Annotated in this window: 11 protein-coding genes; 5 read left to right on the top strand and 6 right to left on the bottom strand. The window is 64.6% G+C overall.

Features of this window, described 5'->3' with window-relative positions; translation table 11 throughout:
- Positions 1 to 19 precede the first annotated feature (19 nt).
- The gene (gene putA / locus FJ443_RS18495; protein WP_140665254.1) at positions 20 to 3,631 is read right to left on the bottom strand and encodes a bifunctional proline dehydrogenase/L-glutamate gamma-semialdehyde dehydrogenase PutA; all 3,612 of its coding nucleotides are present in this window, start codon (positions 3,629 to 3,631) and stop codon (positions 20 to 22) included.
- A gap of 164 nt (positions 3,632 to 3,795) precedes the next feature.
- Here putA and FJ443_RS18500 point away from each other — a divergent pair, with 164 nt between their 5' ends.
- A complete protein-coding gene (locus tag FJ443_RS18500) occupies positions 3,796 to 4,248 on the top strand; it encodes an Lrp/AsnC ligand binding domain-containing protein (RefSeq protein WP_140517216.1) in 453 nt (150 codons plus the stop codon).
- A gap of 1 nt (position 4,249) precedes the next feature.
- Here FJ443_RS18500 and FJ443_RS18505 read toward each other — a convergent pair whose 3' ends face one another.
- Together FJ443_RS18505 and FJ443_RS18510 are read right to left on the bottom strand one after the other, a co-directional pair.
- The gene (locus FJ443_RS18505) at positions 4,250 to 5,449 is read right to left on the bottom strand and encodes a cytochrome c peroxidase (RefSeq protein WP_140665257.1); all 1,200 of its coding nucleotides are present in this window, start codon (positions 5,447 to 5,449) and stop codon (positions 4,250 to 4,252) included.
- 7 nt (positions 5,450 to 5,456) lie between these two features.
- Complete coding sequence (locus FJ443_RS18510) at positions 5,457 to 5,906, bottom strand: FixH family protein (protein WP_140665260.1); 450 nt, start codon at positions 5,904 to 5,906, stop codon at positions 5,457 to 5,459.
- A 152-nt stretch (positions 5,907 to 6,058) separates the two neighbouring features.
- On the opposite strand from FJ443_RS18510, the gene FJ443_RS18515 reads away from it, so the two are divergent.
- Complete coding sequence (locus tag FJ443_RS18515) at positions 6,059 to 6,979, top strand: sugar kinase (RefSeq protein ID WP_140495702.1); 921 nt, start codon at positions 6,059 to 6,061, stop codon at positions 6,977 to 6,979.
- A 3-nt stretch (positions 6,980 to 6,982) separates the two neighbouring features.
- Here the strand turns inward: FJ443_RS18515 and FJ443_RS18520 are convergent, their stop codons facing one another.
- From FJ443_RS18520 to FJ443_RS18530, 3 genes are all read right to left on the bottom strand, one after another.
- Entirely contained in the window at positions 6,983 to 8,005 is a 1,023-nt protein-coding gene (locus FJ443_RS18520) for an aldose epimerase family protein (protein WP_140665262.1), read from the bottom strand.
- Between the two features lie 85 nt (positions 8,006 to 8,090).
- Positions 8,091 to 9,548 (bottom strand): NAD-dependent succinate-semialdehyde dehydrogenase, encoded by a 1,458-nt coding sequence (locus tag FJ443_RS18525; RefSeq protein WP_140517224.1) that lies wholly within the window; start codon positions 9,546 to 9,548, stop codon positions 8,091 to 8,093.
- 228 nt (positions 9,549 to 9,776) lie between these two features.
- A complete protein-coding gene (locus tag FJ443_RS18530; RefSeq protein ID WP_140521072.1) occupies positions 9,777 to 10,727 on the bottom strand; it encodes an AEC family transporter in 951 nt (316 codons plus the stop codon).
- 263 nt (positions 10,728 to 10,990) lie between these two features.
- On the opposite strand from FJ443_RS18530, the gene FJ443_RS18535 reads away from it, so the two are divergent.
- The 3 genes from FJ443_RS18535 to FJ443_RS18545 all read left to right on the top strand — a co-directional run bounded on the left by FJ443_RS18535 (position 10,991) and on the right by FJ443_RS18545 (position 13,329).
- On the top strand, positions 10,991 to 11,539 hold the full coding sequence (locus FJ443_RS18535; protein ID WP_140517227.1) for a histidine phosphatase family protein: 549 nt from the start codon (positions 10,991 to 10,993) through the stop codon (positions 11,537 to 11,539).
- A 303-nt stretch (positions 11,540 to 11,842) separates the two neighbouring features.
- Positions 11,843 to 12,124, top strand: a complete 282-nt coding sequence (locus FJ443_RS18540) for an acyl carrier protein (RefSeq protein WP_010909964.1) — start codon at positions 11,843 to 11,845, stop codon at positions 12,122 to 12,124.
- Positions 12,125 to 12,141: 17 nt separating this feature from the next.
- Positions 12,142 to 13,329, top strand: coding sequence for a beta-ketoacyl-ACP synthase (locus FJ443_RS18545; protein ID WP_140623294.1), 1,188 nt, complete (start codon positions 12,142 to 12,144; stop codon positions 13,327 to 13,329).
- Positions 13,330 to 13,360 lie beyond the last annotated feature (31 nt).

Raw genomic sequence — 13,360 nt, forward strand, 5'->3', positions numbered from 1 at the left:
GCCCGCCGGAAAGGCGTCCTTAAGCGGCAGCAAGCAGGCTGGCATTGCCGCCCGCCGCGGTCGTGTCGACGCAGACGGCCCGCTCATGCGCATAGGCCGCGGGGTTGAGCACTTCGCTGACCAGCGGCACGATCGGCCCTGAGCGTTCGGCGATCACCTTGCGCACGATGCGCGCCGCCTCCGGCGTCCCCGAGAAGGCGACGACGTCGACGCGTAACGAACGCGCCTCAACCGGATCGGGGCGGCCGTCGATCGCCGCCAGCGGCAGGCCCTTGCCGGTCAGCGCCGAAAGCGCCGCCGGCGCGCCTGGCGCCACCGCCAGCACCGCGTTGCCGGCGGCGAGCGCCTGGATCGTCTGCGCAAGCAGCGTGTCGCCGTCCGGTCCCAAGCACAGCACCCGGCCGCGCGGCGCCAATGACAGTGTATTGGCCTCGCCGGTCGGCCCGGGCAGGTCGACCTGGCCGAAATCGATTGCGGCGGCGGCACCGATCGCCGCGGCACCTTTGCCTCGCAGGTGCTTGCGCAGGATGGCGATGCGGTCCGGCCGCGTCGACCAGCCGCCAAGCGCGGGATCGGGCAGATTGTCGGCGAGTTCGGTCGCCGTCACGTTGTGGCCGTCGCCAACAGGCGTGCCTGCCTCCGGTCCCTTGCGAAAGCGCCGGAGATAATGCGGTCCGCCGGCTTTGGGCCCGGTGCCGGACAGCCCCTCGCCGCCGAACGGCTGCGAGCCGACGACCGCGCCGATCTGGTTGCGGTTGACATAGATGTTGCCGGCATGGATCCCGTCGACGAAATGCTGCACGCGACCCTCGATGCGGGTGTGCAGACCGAACGTCAGGCCGTAGCCCTTGCGGTTGATGGCGGCGATCACCGCATCGATCTCATCGGCGTCGAAACTGGCGACATGGAGCACCGGCCCGAACACTTCGCGCTCCATCTCCTCGATACCCTTGACCCGAAACACATGCGGCGCGACGAAGCGGCCATCCCTGGGTGCTTCGAGCTTGGCGATCAGCCGTCCCTGCAAACCCATCGTCGTGCAGTAATCGCGGATCGAACCCTGCGCCTCGTCGTCGATGACGGGACCGACATCCGTCGAGATAGCCCAGGGATCGCCGACCTTGAGCGCCTCCATGGCGCCCTTCAGCATCTCCAGCATCTTCTTCTCGACATCCTTCTGCACATAGAGGACGCGCAGCGCCGAACAGCGCTGGCCCGCACTCTGGAAGGCGGAGGCGAGGATATCGCGCACCGCCTGCTCGGGCAGCGCGGTGGAATCGACGATCATGGCATTCAGCCCGCCCGTCTCGGCGATCAGCATGGCATCGGGCGCGGCTGTCTCGGCCAGTTGCTTCTCGATCAGCTTGGCGACGTCGGTGGAGCCGGTGAAGCAGACGCCGGCAATGCGCGGATCTGATGTCAGTGGCCCGCCAACCGAGGGGCCGTCGCCCGGCAGAAGCTGGATGACGTCTTCCGGCACGCCGGCCTCGCGCAGCATTTCGACCGCTCGGAAAGCGATCAGCGGCGTCTGTTCTGCGGGCTTTGCAATTACCGAATTGCCGGTGACGAGCGCTGCGGCGATCTGGCCCGTGAAGATGGCGAGGGGGAAATTCCACGGCGAGATGCAGACAATGACGCCGCGCGCCTCGGTGCCCGCCTCGGCATTGCTCGCCTCGGTGGCGTAGTAGCGCAGGAAATCCACGGCTTCGCGCACTTCGGCGACGCCGTCCGCCAGCGATTTGCCGGCCTCGCGCGTGGCCAGCGCGAAGAATTCGACGGCATTGGCCTCGTAGAGATCGGCGGCGCGATTGAGGATGGCCGCGCGCTCGGCAACCGGACGCTTTGCCCAGGCTGGCTGCGCTTCGACGGCGATGCGCACCGCGATTGCCGCCTGCTTGGCGGTGGCTTCGCTGACCGTGCCCACCACTTCCGAAGGCCTGGCGGGATTGACGACCGGGCGTTGCTCGCCATAGCCGGCCGCGCGCGTGATCGGCTTGGCGTGCCAACGCCCGGGACCCGCGAAAGCTGTCCTCTCCTTGTCGATCGCTGCCAACGTCACCGGATCGGTGATGTCGAACCCTTTCGAGTTGCGGCGGCTTGCACCGAAGATGACGGCAGGCCGAGGGATCGCGGGATTGGCGGCGGGGCCTTGGCTCTCGACCGCTTCTAGCGGGTCGCGCGCGATGTCTTCGGGCTCGACATCCTCGTCGGTAAGCTGGTGGACGAAAGATGAATTGGCGCCGTTCTCCAGCAGCCGGCGCACCAGATAGGCGAGCAGGTCGGAATGCGCGCCGACAGGCGCGTAGATGCGGCAGCGCGTGCCTTCGGCCTTGCGCACCGTCTCGTGCAACGCCTCGCCCATCCCGTGCAGGCGCTGGAACTCGAAGCTCTCACGGTTCTTCGTCATCGACAGGATGGCGGCGACAGTGTGGGCATTGTGGGTGGCGAATTGCGGATAGATGCGATCGGTCATCGACAAAAGCTTTCTCGCGCAAGCGAGATAAGAAACGTCGGTGTTGACCTTGCGGGTGAAGACGGGGTAGCCGGCGAGCCCCAGCGTCTGCGCCCGCTTGATCTCGGTATCCCAATAGGCACCCTTGACCAGCCGCACCATGATGGTGCGATCGTATTTCGTGGCAAGCGCATAGAGCCAGTCGATGACGAAGGCAGCGCGCGGACCATAGGCCTGGACGACGACGCCAAAGCCGTTCCAGCCTGCAAGCTCCGGCTCGGCAAGCACGCGCTCGATGACGTCGAGCGAGAGGTCGAGGCGATCGGCCTCCTCGGCATCGATATTGAGGCCCATGCGCGAATGGCGCGCCGCGAGCGCCAGCGAAAGGAGCCGCTCGGCCATGACAGGCAGCATCTCTTCCTTCTGCGCTTCCTCGTAGCGCGGATGCAGCGCCGAGAGCTTCACCGAGATGCCGTGGTTGTGGCGGATATCAGGCCCGTTTGAACCGGCATCGAGTGACGAGATGGCATCGGCATACGCCTTGTGGTAGCGCAGCGCATCGGCCTCGGTGCGGGCCGCCTCGCCCAGCATGTCGAAGGAATAGAGATAACCCTTCTGCGTCATCGGCCGGCCGCGCTTCACCGCTTCGGCGATGGTGCGGCCGAGCACGAACTGCTCGCCCATCTCGCGCATAGCCGCCGCCACCGCCTTGCGGATGACGGGCTCGCCGAGCCGGCGCACCATGGCGCGCAGCGTGCCTTCGATGCCGCCCTCGCCTTCATCGAGCACGCGGCCGGTCAGCATCAGCGCCCAGGTCGATGCATTGACGAAGATGGAGCTCGAGCCGCCCGAATGCGCCGACCAGTCGTGCGGCGCGATCTTGTCGGCGATCAGGTCGTCCATCGTCTCGGTATCGGGCACGCGCAGCAGTGCTTCGGCCAGGCACATCAGCGCCACGCCCTCCTTGGTGGAAAGGCCATAGGCGGAGAGGAAAACCTCCATCAGCCGTGGATCGGACGAGCCGCGCACTGCCCGCACCAGATCGGCGGCACGAGCCGAAATCGCCCGGCGATCCTCCGCCGAGAGGCCGCTCGCCTCGGCCAGCCGCTTCACGGCCTGATCCTCGTCGGGCAGATAGTTGGCGCGGATTTGCTGGCGGATGGCGTCGAGCGCTGGCATGGCGGGTCCTACTGGCAAGCACAAGGGAGCGGGCCGGCGGTCACCGGACCGAATGGCGCAAGCTAGCACAAGTCCCGATTTTCAGGCGGTCTGAAGAAATCGACATTGCAGTTCGATCGATCTATCATATCACCGCAAACTACCCGAAGAAGGCTGCATTTTCGATGAGGGAAGACCAATTGGACCGCATCGACAGGAACATCCTGTCGGCGCTGGCAAGCGACGGCAGGCTTTCCATGTCGGAGCTCGCCGCCAAGGTCGGCCTGTCCAAGACGCCGGTGCAGGCGCGGGTGAAGCGGCTGGAGAAGGACGGCTATATCAGAGGCTACCAGGCGATTATCGATCGCGAGCGCATGGGCGAAGGCCATGTCGCCTTCGTCCAGGTGAAACTGTCCGACACCCGGTCCGCCGCGCTGGACGCTTTCAACCGCTCTGTCCAAGCCGTTCCGGAGATCGAACAGTGCCACATGATGGCGTCGAGCTTCGATTATCTGCTGAAGGTCCGCACCCGCGACATCGCCGCCTATCGCCGCGTGCTGGGCGAGCGCATCTCCGCCCTGCCCCATGTCGCCCAGACCTCGACCTTCGTGGCGATGGAGACTGTGAAGGATCGATAGTTCATTCCGCCAAGGTCTTCAAAAACGCCACCAGCGCCGCGCGCTCGCGGTCCGACAGCGCCAGCGGATGAATTTCGGATGTCCCCTCCACACTGGGGGCAGCCTTGGCATAATGCGCCACCACTTCGTCGAGCGACGCAAACTGACCGGCGTGCATGTAGGGCGGCCGCGTCGCCGCGCCGCGAAGCGAAGGCGTCTTGTAGGCGCGCACCAATTCCGGCGCGTCCTTGACCATGAACCGCAATTCGCCGCAGGCGCCGACATCGCCATCGCGATAGGCGCCGAAGCAGTTGAACGGGTCGGCTTGAACTTGGCGTACCGCGTCGACGCGGCCGCGATCCGGCGGCAGCCCGTTGACCGGCGGCACGCCGGTGTTGTGGAACCCATTGTCGGTGAAGCGCGGCCCATTGTGGCAGGTCACGCAATTGGCCTTGCCGATGAACAGTTTCAGGCCGAGGATTTCCTCCCGGGAAAAGGCGGCGTCGCCTTTCGGCTCGGCGCCGGTCGCCAGGTCCAGCGCGAACCGGTCGAAGCGGGCCTGCGGCGGCTCGATCGAGCGTTCGAAGGCAGCGATTGCCTTGCCGATGTTGGCGAACACCCCGTTTATCGCGTCACGCTGCTGGTCGCTCATGGCGCTCCATGCAGCCTTCTCGGCATCGCTGCCGAGCGGACTGGCATTGGCTGGTATGTCGGACAGATCGGGCAGCGGGCCGAAGATGCGCTCATAGCGGTCGCCGAAGCGCGCCTTGATGTAATGCGCATAGGCGGCACGGTTTCCCGCCTGCTCCAGCGGGTTCTCCAGCGGCGTCAGCGCCTGCGCCCACAGGCTGTCGCGCCGTCCGTCCCAGAAAAACCAGGGATCGCGTGCGATGCCGGCGAGCGGCATGGTACGCCGGTTCGTGCGGCCGACGCCAACCGCCTGCGGCAGGCCGTCCTGAAACTGCCGGTCGATCTTGTGGCAGGTCGAGCAGGACACCGTGCCGTCGCGGCTCATGCTGGCGTCGAAGAACAGCGTCGAGCCAAGGGCAGCGGCGGCCGGGACATCGGCGAACCGGTTGGTGGTGTCGGGTTTCAGCGCCGGCAGCCTCGACAGCGCCAGCGAGGCGATGGTCTTCTTCTCGGCATCGGAAAAGTCCGGCTTGCCGCAGCCGGCAAGAACGGCCATCGCCATCAAGACGAAAAAGCGCGCAAGACGCCTCATCTGCGGCTCACAGCACGACGTTGAAGACGACCGTATCCGACCCAGCCGTCGCGGAGATGGCAAAATGCAGCTGCCACCAGCCGCTCATGGTGAATTTCACGCCTTCGATGCGATAGCGCCCGTCGCCGAGATAGTCCGTCGCTTGCGGGCTGGTCGGCAGGCCGTGGCGGTGCTGCGGCATGCCTCCCGATACCGCGATCGCGGCCCCTTCCACCGGCGTCCCGGCTATCGTCTTCAACGTCAACAGCCAGGCTTCCAGTTCGCCTTGACGGACGACGCCGCGTTCCGGCGCGAAGCTCGCCATGAACAATCCGTTCTCGGTCTTTTTGGTTCGGGAGATATCCGGGCCGGCAATCTGCGCGGTTCGCGGTACGGTCAGATAGACCACTGCCAGGATGCCAGCCAGCAAGGCTGCCAGACCAAGACCCGCCAAAAGATAACGCCATATCGAAGCCAAGCCGGTTCCTCTTCAGGGGATAACGTTTTGCCGCACCGATCGCATCCCGCCAAACCTGTTGGAATCGCAGGTGACGGAAAAAACCGCCCTTGCCAAGCATGGCGCTCTACTCTCCAAAAAGCTACAGCAGCATCGTAACAGGGGAATGGATCATGATCGGCAAAGGTGTCGCCTCGATCGGCGAATGCATGATCGAGCTTTCGGGCCAAACGGGTTCGAACTGGCGCATGGGATTTGCCGGCGATACGTTCAACACGCTGTGGGCCCTGCATGCGCTGAGTGGAAGGCCAGCGACCTACGTCTCGGCTTTCGGAGACGATCCTTTCTCGCAAGACCAGATCGGCTTCTTCGCGGACAATGGCATCGGCATTGGCGAAAGCCCTGTTATCCCGGGGGCGCGGCCCGGCCTCTATGCCATCACGCTGACCGGCGCGGAACGCTCCTTCACCTATTGGCGCGGCGATGCAGCTGCCAGGCAGCTTGCCTCCAATCCGGCTGCGTTGGCAAAAAGCCTTGAAAAGCAGGCGCTTGTCTACTTTTCCGGAATCACTTTGGGAATTCTGGACTCCGCTGCGCGCGCCACGTTGCTATCGGCCGTGGCCGAGGCGCGATCCGCGGGGTCGCTGATCGCCTTCGATCCCAACTACCGGCCACGGCTGTGGCGCGATCGCGAGGAGGCGCAAGCCGCGATCCTGGAGGCGCTCGCCGTCACCGACATCGCATTGCCGACTTTCCCGGACGAGCAGATGCTGTTCGGCGATGAAGCGCCACAGGCAACGGCTGGGCGGCTCGGGCAACTGGTCGGCGAAGTCGTGGTCAAGAACGGTGAACAGCCGGCGCTGATCGTCGAGAACGGGACGCTGCGGGACGTTCAGGCGATCCATGTGGCCACGCCCGTCGACACCACGGGCGCGGGCGATTCCTTCAACGGCGGCTATCTCGCCGCGCGTCTCGCCGGACACACCCCTGCGGAGGCTACAAAGCGCGCGCACCGTGTCGCGGCCAGCGTGGTGCAGGTTCGCGGCGCATTGGCGCCATTCGAGACGTTGCGTGCGGCATTCGAAACGGATTGAGGGTCAGGGCAGCCGGAACCGATATTCCGTCACGTGATGGTAGATCGCACCCGGCCACAGTGTCGCCTGCGGGAAATAGGGCCGGTTCGGTGCGTCCGGCCATATTTGCGGCTCCAGGCAAAAACCACAGAAAGCTTTGTGGTTTCGCCCTTCCAGCCCCGTGCGCGGCGTCACATACTGGCCGGTATAGAGCTGGACGCCGGGCTCCGTGGTCCACAGTTCCATCTCGACGCCGGAGCTCGCTCCTTGCACCCACGCCGCCTGCTTGAGCGGCCCACGCGCCGAGGCGAGGCAGAAATTCTGGTCGTAGGCAAGCTGCTCGCCTTCGGTCGCCATGCGCAGCGGCCGCGCCTGGCGGAAATCGAAGGGCGTGCCGTCGACAGGCTTCACCGTGCCCGTCGGAATCATTTCGCCATCCACCGGCAGATAGGCGCCGGCATTGAGCATCATCCGGTGATCGAGGATGTCGCCCGTCCCGCCATCATCGAGGTTGAAGTAGGAATGCTGCGTGAGATTGCACAGCGTCGGCTCCTCGCACGTCGCTGATATCTCGACGCTGAGCGTACCGGGGATCTTCAGCCGGTAGGTGCAGGTGACGTCGAGTGCCCCGGGAAAGCCCATCGTGCCGTCGGGATCGTGCAGCGTCAGCGTGACGAAGTCCCGCCCGTGCAGCGAAACCGTCCACGGCCGATGGAAAAAGCCTTGCGAGCCTCCATGCAGCGTGTGCTTGTCGAGAAAATTGCGCTCGGTCTGGTAGCGCTTGCAGGCGATGGTGAAGCGGCCGTCGCGGATGCGGTTGGCATAGCGGCCGACGACCGCGCCGAAGAAAGCCGTGTCGGTTTCATAGGATGATAGATTATCATAGCCGAGCACGAGAGGCGCATCGTGGCCGGCCAGGCGCAGGTCCTGGATGATCGCGCCGAGCCCAAGGATATTGGCGCTAAGTCCGCCGCCTCTGATGGTGAAGCGGCGAATCGGGTCGCCCGCCTGGGTGGTGCCGAAAACCTCGCCGTCCTTCATTGCCATGCCCGCAAACGTCAGTTGATCCAGACGGCCCGTTTCGTAGCCGGGGCAGGCAGATCATAGGCCTGCCTGTCCCGGCGACAGTCTATCAGAGGCCGAGGCCGCCGATGCAGACATATTTGGTGTCGAGGTAATCCTCGATACCCTGATGTCCGCCTTCCTTGCCGAGCCCGGACTCCTTGACGCCGCCGAACGGTGCTTCCGGCGTGGTGATCAGGCCTTCATTGACGCCGACCATGCCATATTTCAGCCCTTCCATGACGCGGAAGGCGCGGCCGAGATCGCCGGTGTAGAAATAGCAGGCGAGGCCGAATTCGGTGTCATTGGCAAGCGCAATCGCTTCTTCCTCGGTCTCGAACCTGAAGACGGGCGCCACCGGCCCGAATATCTCTTCCTTCATGAAGCGCATCTTGGGCGTCGCATCGGCGATGACGGTCGGCTGGAAGAACGAGCCGCCGAGCGCATGGCGCTTGCCGCCAGCGACGACCTTGCCGCCCTTCGAAGTCGCATCGGCGATCAGTTCCTCGACCTTCTCGACCGCCTTCTCGTCGATCAGCGGCCCCTGCTGCACGCCCTCCTCCAGGCCGGAGCCGACCTTCAGCTTGTCGCTGGCGGCAGCCAGCTTCTCGACGAACCGGTCATAGACGCCGGCCTGGACAAGGAAGCGGTTCGTACAGACGCAGGTCTGGCCCGAATTGCGGTACTTGGCCGTGATCGCACCGGCGACGGCGCGGTCGATGTCGGCGTCGTCGAAGACGATGAACGGCGCATTGCCGCCGAGCTCCATCGACACCTTCTTCACGGTGACGGACGACTTCTGGATCAGGATCTTGCCGACCTCGGTCGAGCCGGTAAAAGTGATCTTCTTGACCAGCGGATTGGCGCAGATCTCATCGCCAATTTCGCCGGCCGCACCGGTCAGGATGTTGATTACGCCCTTGGGGAAGCCGACTTCCTCGGCCAGCGCGCCCCAGGCGAGACCGGAGTAAGGCGTCTGCGAGGCGGGCTTGACCACGGCGGTGCAACCCGCGGCGAGTGCCGGGCCGAGCTTGCGGGCCAGCATCGAGGACGGGAAATTCCACGGCGTGATGGCGGCGATGACGCCGACCGGTTCCTTGGTCACCAGGATGCGGCGGTCCGCCCACGGCGACGGCACGACATCACCATAGGTGCGGCGGCCCTCCTCGGCGAACCACAGGATGTAGGAGGCGGCCGAGCCGATCTCGCCCTTCGATTCGAACAGCGACTTGCCCTGTTCAATGGTCAGGAGCTCCGCCAGAACGTCCTGATTGTCCATCATGGCATCGTGCAGCTTGCGCAGCAGCTTCGAGCGCTCGAGCGCGGTCGTCTTGCGCCAGGTCTTGAAAGCTTCGTCGGCGGCTTCGATGGCGCGGCGGGTCTCGACCTTGCCCGCTTTCGGCACGGTGCCGATCTTGAGGCCGGTTGCCGGATTGGTGACGTCGACCGTCTGGCCGCTGTCGGCCTGCACCCATTCGCCGTTGATAAGATTGGCCTGGCGCATGAAATGGCTGGTTTTCTGAAGCATGGTCTAGCCTCCGTTCGGCGCTCACGGGCCGCTATCTGGATGTCTTCGATTAGCGCACCGTGCGCTGGGGCCATTGCTCTTAACCTAGGGAAAGCCCCGCAAGCAATCGCAAGATGGCATATAGGGGTTATGCCAGTGCAAGGCGAGAGCCGAGGTTTGATTTCACCGCTGAGACATCGCGTCAAACCGGATTCACGCCGAGCGGCTCAGACCCCGGTCTTATTCATGTCAGCCGAACACGTGCACGCTCACCGCCAGCCAGAAAGCAGTGGTAACGACCGCGCTCGCGGTCGCGATGGTCATCTGGTTCGACGCCAGCGCCTGGCCTGTGTTGAACTGCACGGCAATGAGATAGGAATTGATGCCGGATGGGAGCGCCGCCACCACGACCGCTACCTTGGCGGTCAAGGGCGGCAGGCCGAGCAACCAGACGAAGATCAGAACCAGCGCCGGCATCAGGAACAGCTTCAGTGTTGATAGCGCCAGCGCCGGGCGGACATTGCCTGATATGCCGAAGCGGCGCAGGCTGAGCCCCATGGCGAACAGCGCCACCGGCCCGGCGGTGCCGGCCAGCGCGTCCACCAGCCGCATGACCAGTTCGGGCAGCGGGATGCCGCTGAAGCGCCATGCGAGACCCAAAAGAATGCCGATGATCAGCGGATTGATGAACAGCCGCCTCAGGAAATTGCGGACGACGCGCACGGGGTGCACATGCTCGCCGCCGCCGCGGCCGAACATCTCGAACAGCACGATCGAAGCCATCATCATGACAGGCAGATGCACGGAAACCAGGAGCGACAGCACCTCGAATCCATCCCGCCCGAATATGCCGAGAATGAACGGCGCGCCGAGCAGGACAACATTGGAATAGGCCGACGACACCCCGCCGACGACACCCGCGCGTGCGTCGCGTCCGAATATCCGCGTGGTAACGACATGGCCGGCGGCCCAGGTGATTGCCACCGCCGCGAAATAGGCCCCCCATAGCGACCACGGTGCCACCCCGTGGAAATCGGCATTCACCATCGTCTGGAACAACAGCAGCGGCATCGCAACGCTGACCGCGAAATCGGATATCCCCTCGCCGCTCGCCGGCTTCATATAACCGGTGAACCCGGCGAGGTAGCCGAGCGCCACGAGGCTGAAGACGAAAAGGACGGTTTCGGTAAGCGGAGACATTTTTCCAGGGATAGGCGAGCCAAGGTCGCGGTGCAATCGCGCCCGAATTTCTTCGACCCCGAATTTGTTCTGCCAAGCGGGGCATCGCCGAAGGCGGCTGGACTTTTCCCATCCCGCTCACGACCGGAAGACCGATCTGGTGAAGCAGCGGATGACGAAGGAGAAGTGAGACCGCGGAGACCGCAGGCCTTTCGCTTGTCTTTGTACCTGCTTTCCGATCCCTATATGCGGGTGGCCGGTACCCGGCTTCTGGAAGGATTACGATGATCCGATTTGCCTTGGCGTTGTTCCTGTTTGGCGTTCCGGCTGCAGCGCATGCGACGGATGCCGGCTGGGCGCTGCTGCGCGATGGCGGCCATGTCGTGCTTTTGCGCCATGCCATGGTCACCGGCACCACCGATCCCGCCAATTTTGATATCGACAGCTGCGCCACCCAGGTCAATCTGTCCGCACGCGGCAAGCAGCAGTCGAGCAAGATCGGCGCCTTGCTTGCCGCCCGCGCCGCGCCGATCGAGCGCGTGCTGTCCAGCCGCTATTGCCGCTGCCTCGACACCGCGCGCATCGCCTTCGAGACCGAGCCGGAGCCTTTCGCGCCGCTCGACCTGCTGAAGGGCGACGCGGCGCAAAAGGCGGCCCAGATCGCCGCGATCATGAAGGAAATCCGCGCCTATTCCGGCTCTGACAACCTGGTCATGGTCACTCATCTGGAAAATATCGCTGCGTTGACCGGCGTCTCGCCGCGCGAGGGCGAAGCCGTTGTCGTCGAGCCGCAGGGCGACGGTCTGCGTGTGCTCGGCCGGGTTACGTTCTAAATCGGGGCCGACCGGCGCATCCGCGAGCAGCCACGCGTCGATGAGGACTTGCGACAGAGGTAATGTTGCCAAAATACCACCCAAAAAAGATGCCGCGCTAGGGCCGCGACAATGAGGCCAACATCATCCGCGGTCGCCAGCCATGGAGGGGCCGCCGGGTTGACCGGCGGCCCGTCTTGCGTTTCTTGGGCACGCTACCCATCTGCGCCCGGCGTATCAGGCCTTTTCCTGCCGGGAAAAACCGATTAGACAGCGCCCAAACAAGATGCGGACAGATTCCGCCCGCAACCGAAGGAAAAGCCCTTGTCCACCACGTTCGACAAAGTCGCCAAGATCATTGCCGACACCAGCGAGATCGATATCGACACCATCACGCCCGAGAGCCACACGATCGACGATCTCGGCATCGACAGCCTCGATTTCCTCGACATCGTCTTCGCCATCGACAAGGAATTCGGCATCAAGGTGCCGCTGGAAAAGTGGACCCAGGAAGTCAATGACGGCAAGGCCTCGACGGACGATTACTTTGTCATGAAGAACCTGTGCGCCAAGATCGACGCACTGGTCGCCGCCAAGACCGCCTGATCCGTACCCGATCATCCATGAGCCCCCGCGACGTCGTCATCACCGGCATTGGCCTTGTCTCCTCGTTGGGAGAAGGCCCCGATGAACACTGGCGCAAGCTCACTCAGCCGGGTCAGAAGCCGGTGCTCGAAGCCGAGCGTTTCGCGCCCTACACCGTCCATCCGCTGCCGGAGATCGACTGGAACCTGCAGATCGCCAAGCGCGGCGACCAGCGCCAGATGGAAACCTGGCAAAGGCTCGGCACCTATGCCGCGGGTCTTGCGCTGGACGATGCCGGCATCAAGGGCAATGACGAGCTCTGCACGACCATGGACATGGTCGTGGCCGCCGGCGGCGGCGAGCGCGACGAAGCGGTCGATGCCGCCATCCTGGCCGCCTCAGAAAGCCGCAACGACCGTGACGTGCTGCTCAACGAGAAGCTCACCACCGAACTGCGCCCCACCCTGTTCCTGGCACAGCTTTCCAATCTGCTCGCCGGCAACATCTCCATCGTCCACAAGGTGACGGGATCGTCCAGGACCTTCATGGGCGAGGAAGGCGCCGGCGTAGCCGCCGTCGAGACGGCTGCCGCGCGCATTCGTTCCGGCCAGTCGACGCATATACTGGTGGGCGGCGCTTTCCAGACCGAACATTCCGATATGTTGCTCGGCTATGAGCTTGCCGGCTACCTGCATCGCGGCGCCTGGAAGCCCGTCTGGCAGCGGCAAGGCGCCGAAGGTGGCGGCGTGGTGTCGGGATCCGGCGGCGCTTTCCTGGTGCTGGAGCAGCGCGAACACGCGGCAAGCCGGGGGCGCAAGATCTATGCCGAGCTCGGCCCGGTCGTCTCCGGCCGTGCCAGGCGGCGGCAGGGCGAGCTCGATTCCGAGATCGCCGCGCTGCTCAAGAAGACCGCCGTGCCGAATGGCGGCTTGCTGACCATGTCTGGCGCCTCAGGCGCTCACGCGGCTACCTCCGCCGAGAAGTCGGCATTCGACGCCAATCCCGCGATCGCGGCGCGTGGCTTCGCGACGCTGACCGGCCACATGAAGGAAGCGCAGTTTCCCTTCGCCGTGGCGCTGGCGGCGCTCGCCGTCGACCGTAAGGCCGCCTACCCCGTTTTCGATGCCGCTGCCGAGAAACCGTTCGAAGGCATTCCAAGAAGCGTCCTTGCAACGGCGATCGGCTACCACCAATTCGAGGGCATGGCGCTGGTCAACGCCGCATAGAGCGGCCAGCCACATACAACGACAAAGGTTA

It is taken from the genome of Mesorhizobium sp. B2-6-1 (assembly GCF_006440475.1).
In the GTDB taxonomy this organism is placed as follows: Bacteria; Pseudomonadota; Alphaproteobacteria; order Rhizobiales; family Rhizobiaceae; genus Mesorhizobium.

Bases quoted from the DNA above. Each gene is read 5' to 3' on its own strand.
- putA (WP_140665254.1), bottom strand. From the start codon at position 3,631: ATGCCAGCGCTCGACGCCATCCGCCAGCAAATCCGCGCCAACTATCTG.
- FJ443_RS18515 (WP_140495702.1), top strand. From the start codon at position 6,059: ATGATCGGCAAAGGTGTCGCCTCGATCGGCGAATGCATGATCGAGCTT.
- FJ443_RS18500 (WP_140517216.1), top strand. From the start codon at position 3,796: ATGAGGGAAGACCAATTGGACCGCATCGACAGGAACATCCTGTCGGCG.
- FJ443_RS18505 (WP_140665257.1), bottom strand. From the start codon at position 5,449: ATGAGGCGTCTTGCGCGCTTTTTCGTCTTGATGGCGATGGCCGTTCTT.
- FJ443_RS18535 (WP_140517227.1), top strand. From the start codon at position 10,991: ATGATCCGATTTGCCTTGGCGTTGTTCCTGTTTGGCGTTCCGGCTGCA.
- FJ443_RS18530 (WP_140521072.1), bottom strand. From the start codon at position 10,727: ATGTCTCCGCTTACCGAAACCGTCCTTTTCGTCTTCAGCCTCGTGGCG.
- FJ443_RS18525 (WP_140517224.1), bottom strand. From the start codon at position 9,548: ATGCTTCAGAAAACCAGCCATTTCATGCGCCAGGCCAATCTTATCAAC.
- FJ443_RS18545 (WP_140623294.1), top strand. From the start codon at position 12,142: ATGAGCCCCCGCGACGTCGTCATCACCGGCATTGGCCTTGTCTCCTCG.
- FJ443_RS18520 (WP_140665262.1), bottom strand. From the start codon at position 8,005: ATGGCAATGAAGGACGGCGAGGTTTTCGGCACCACCCAGGCGGGCGAC.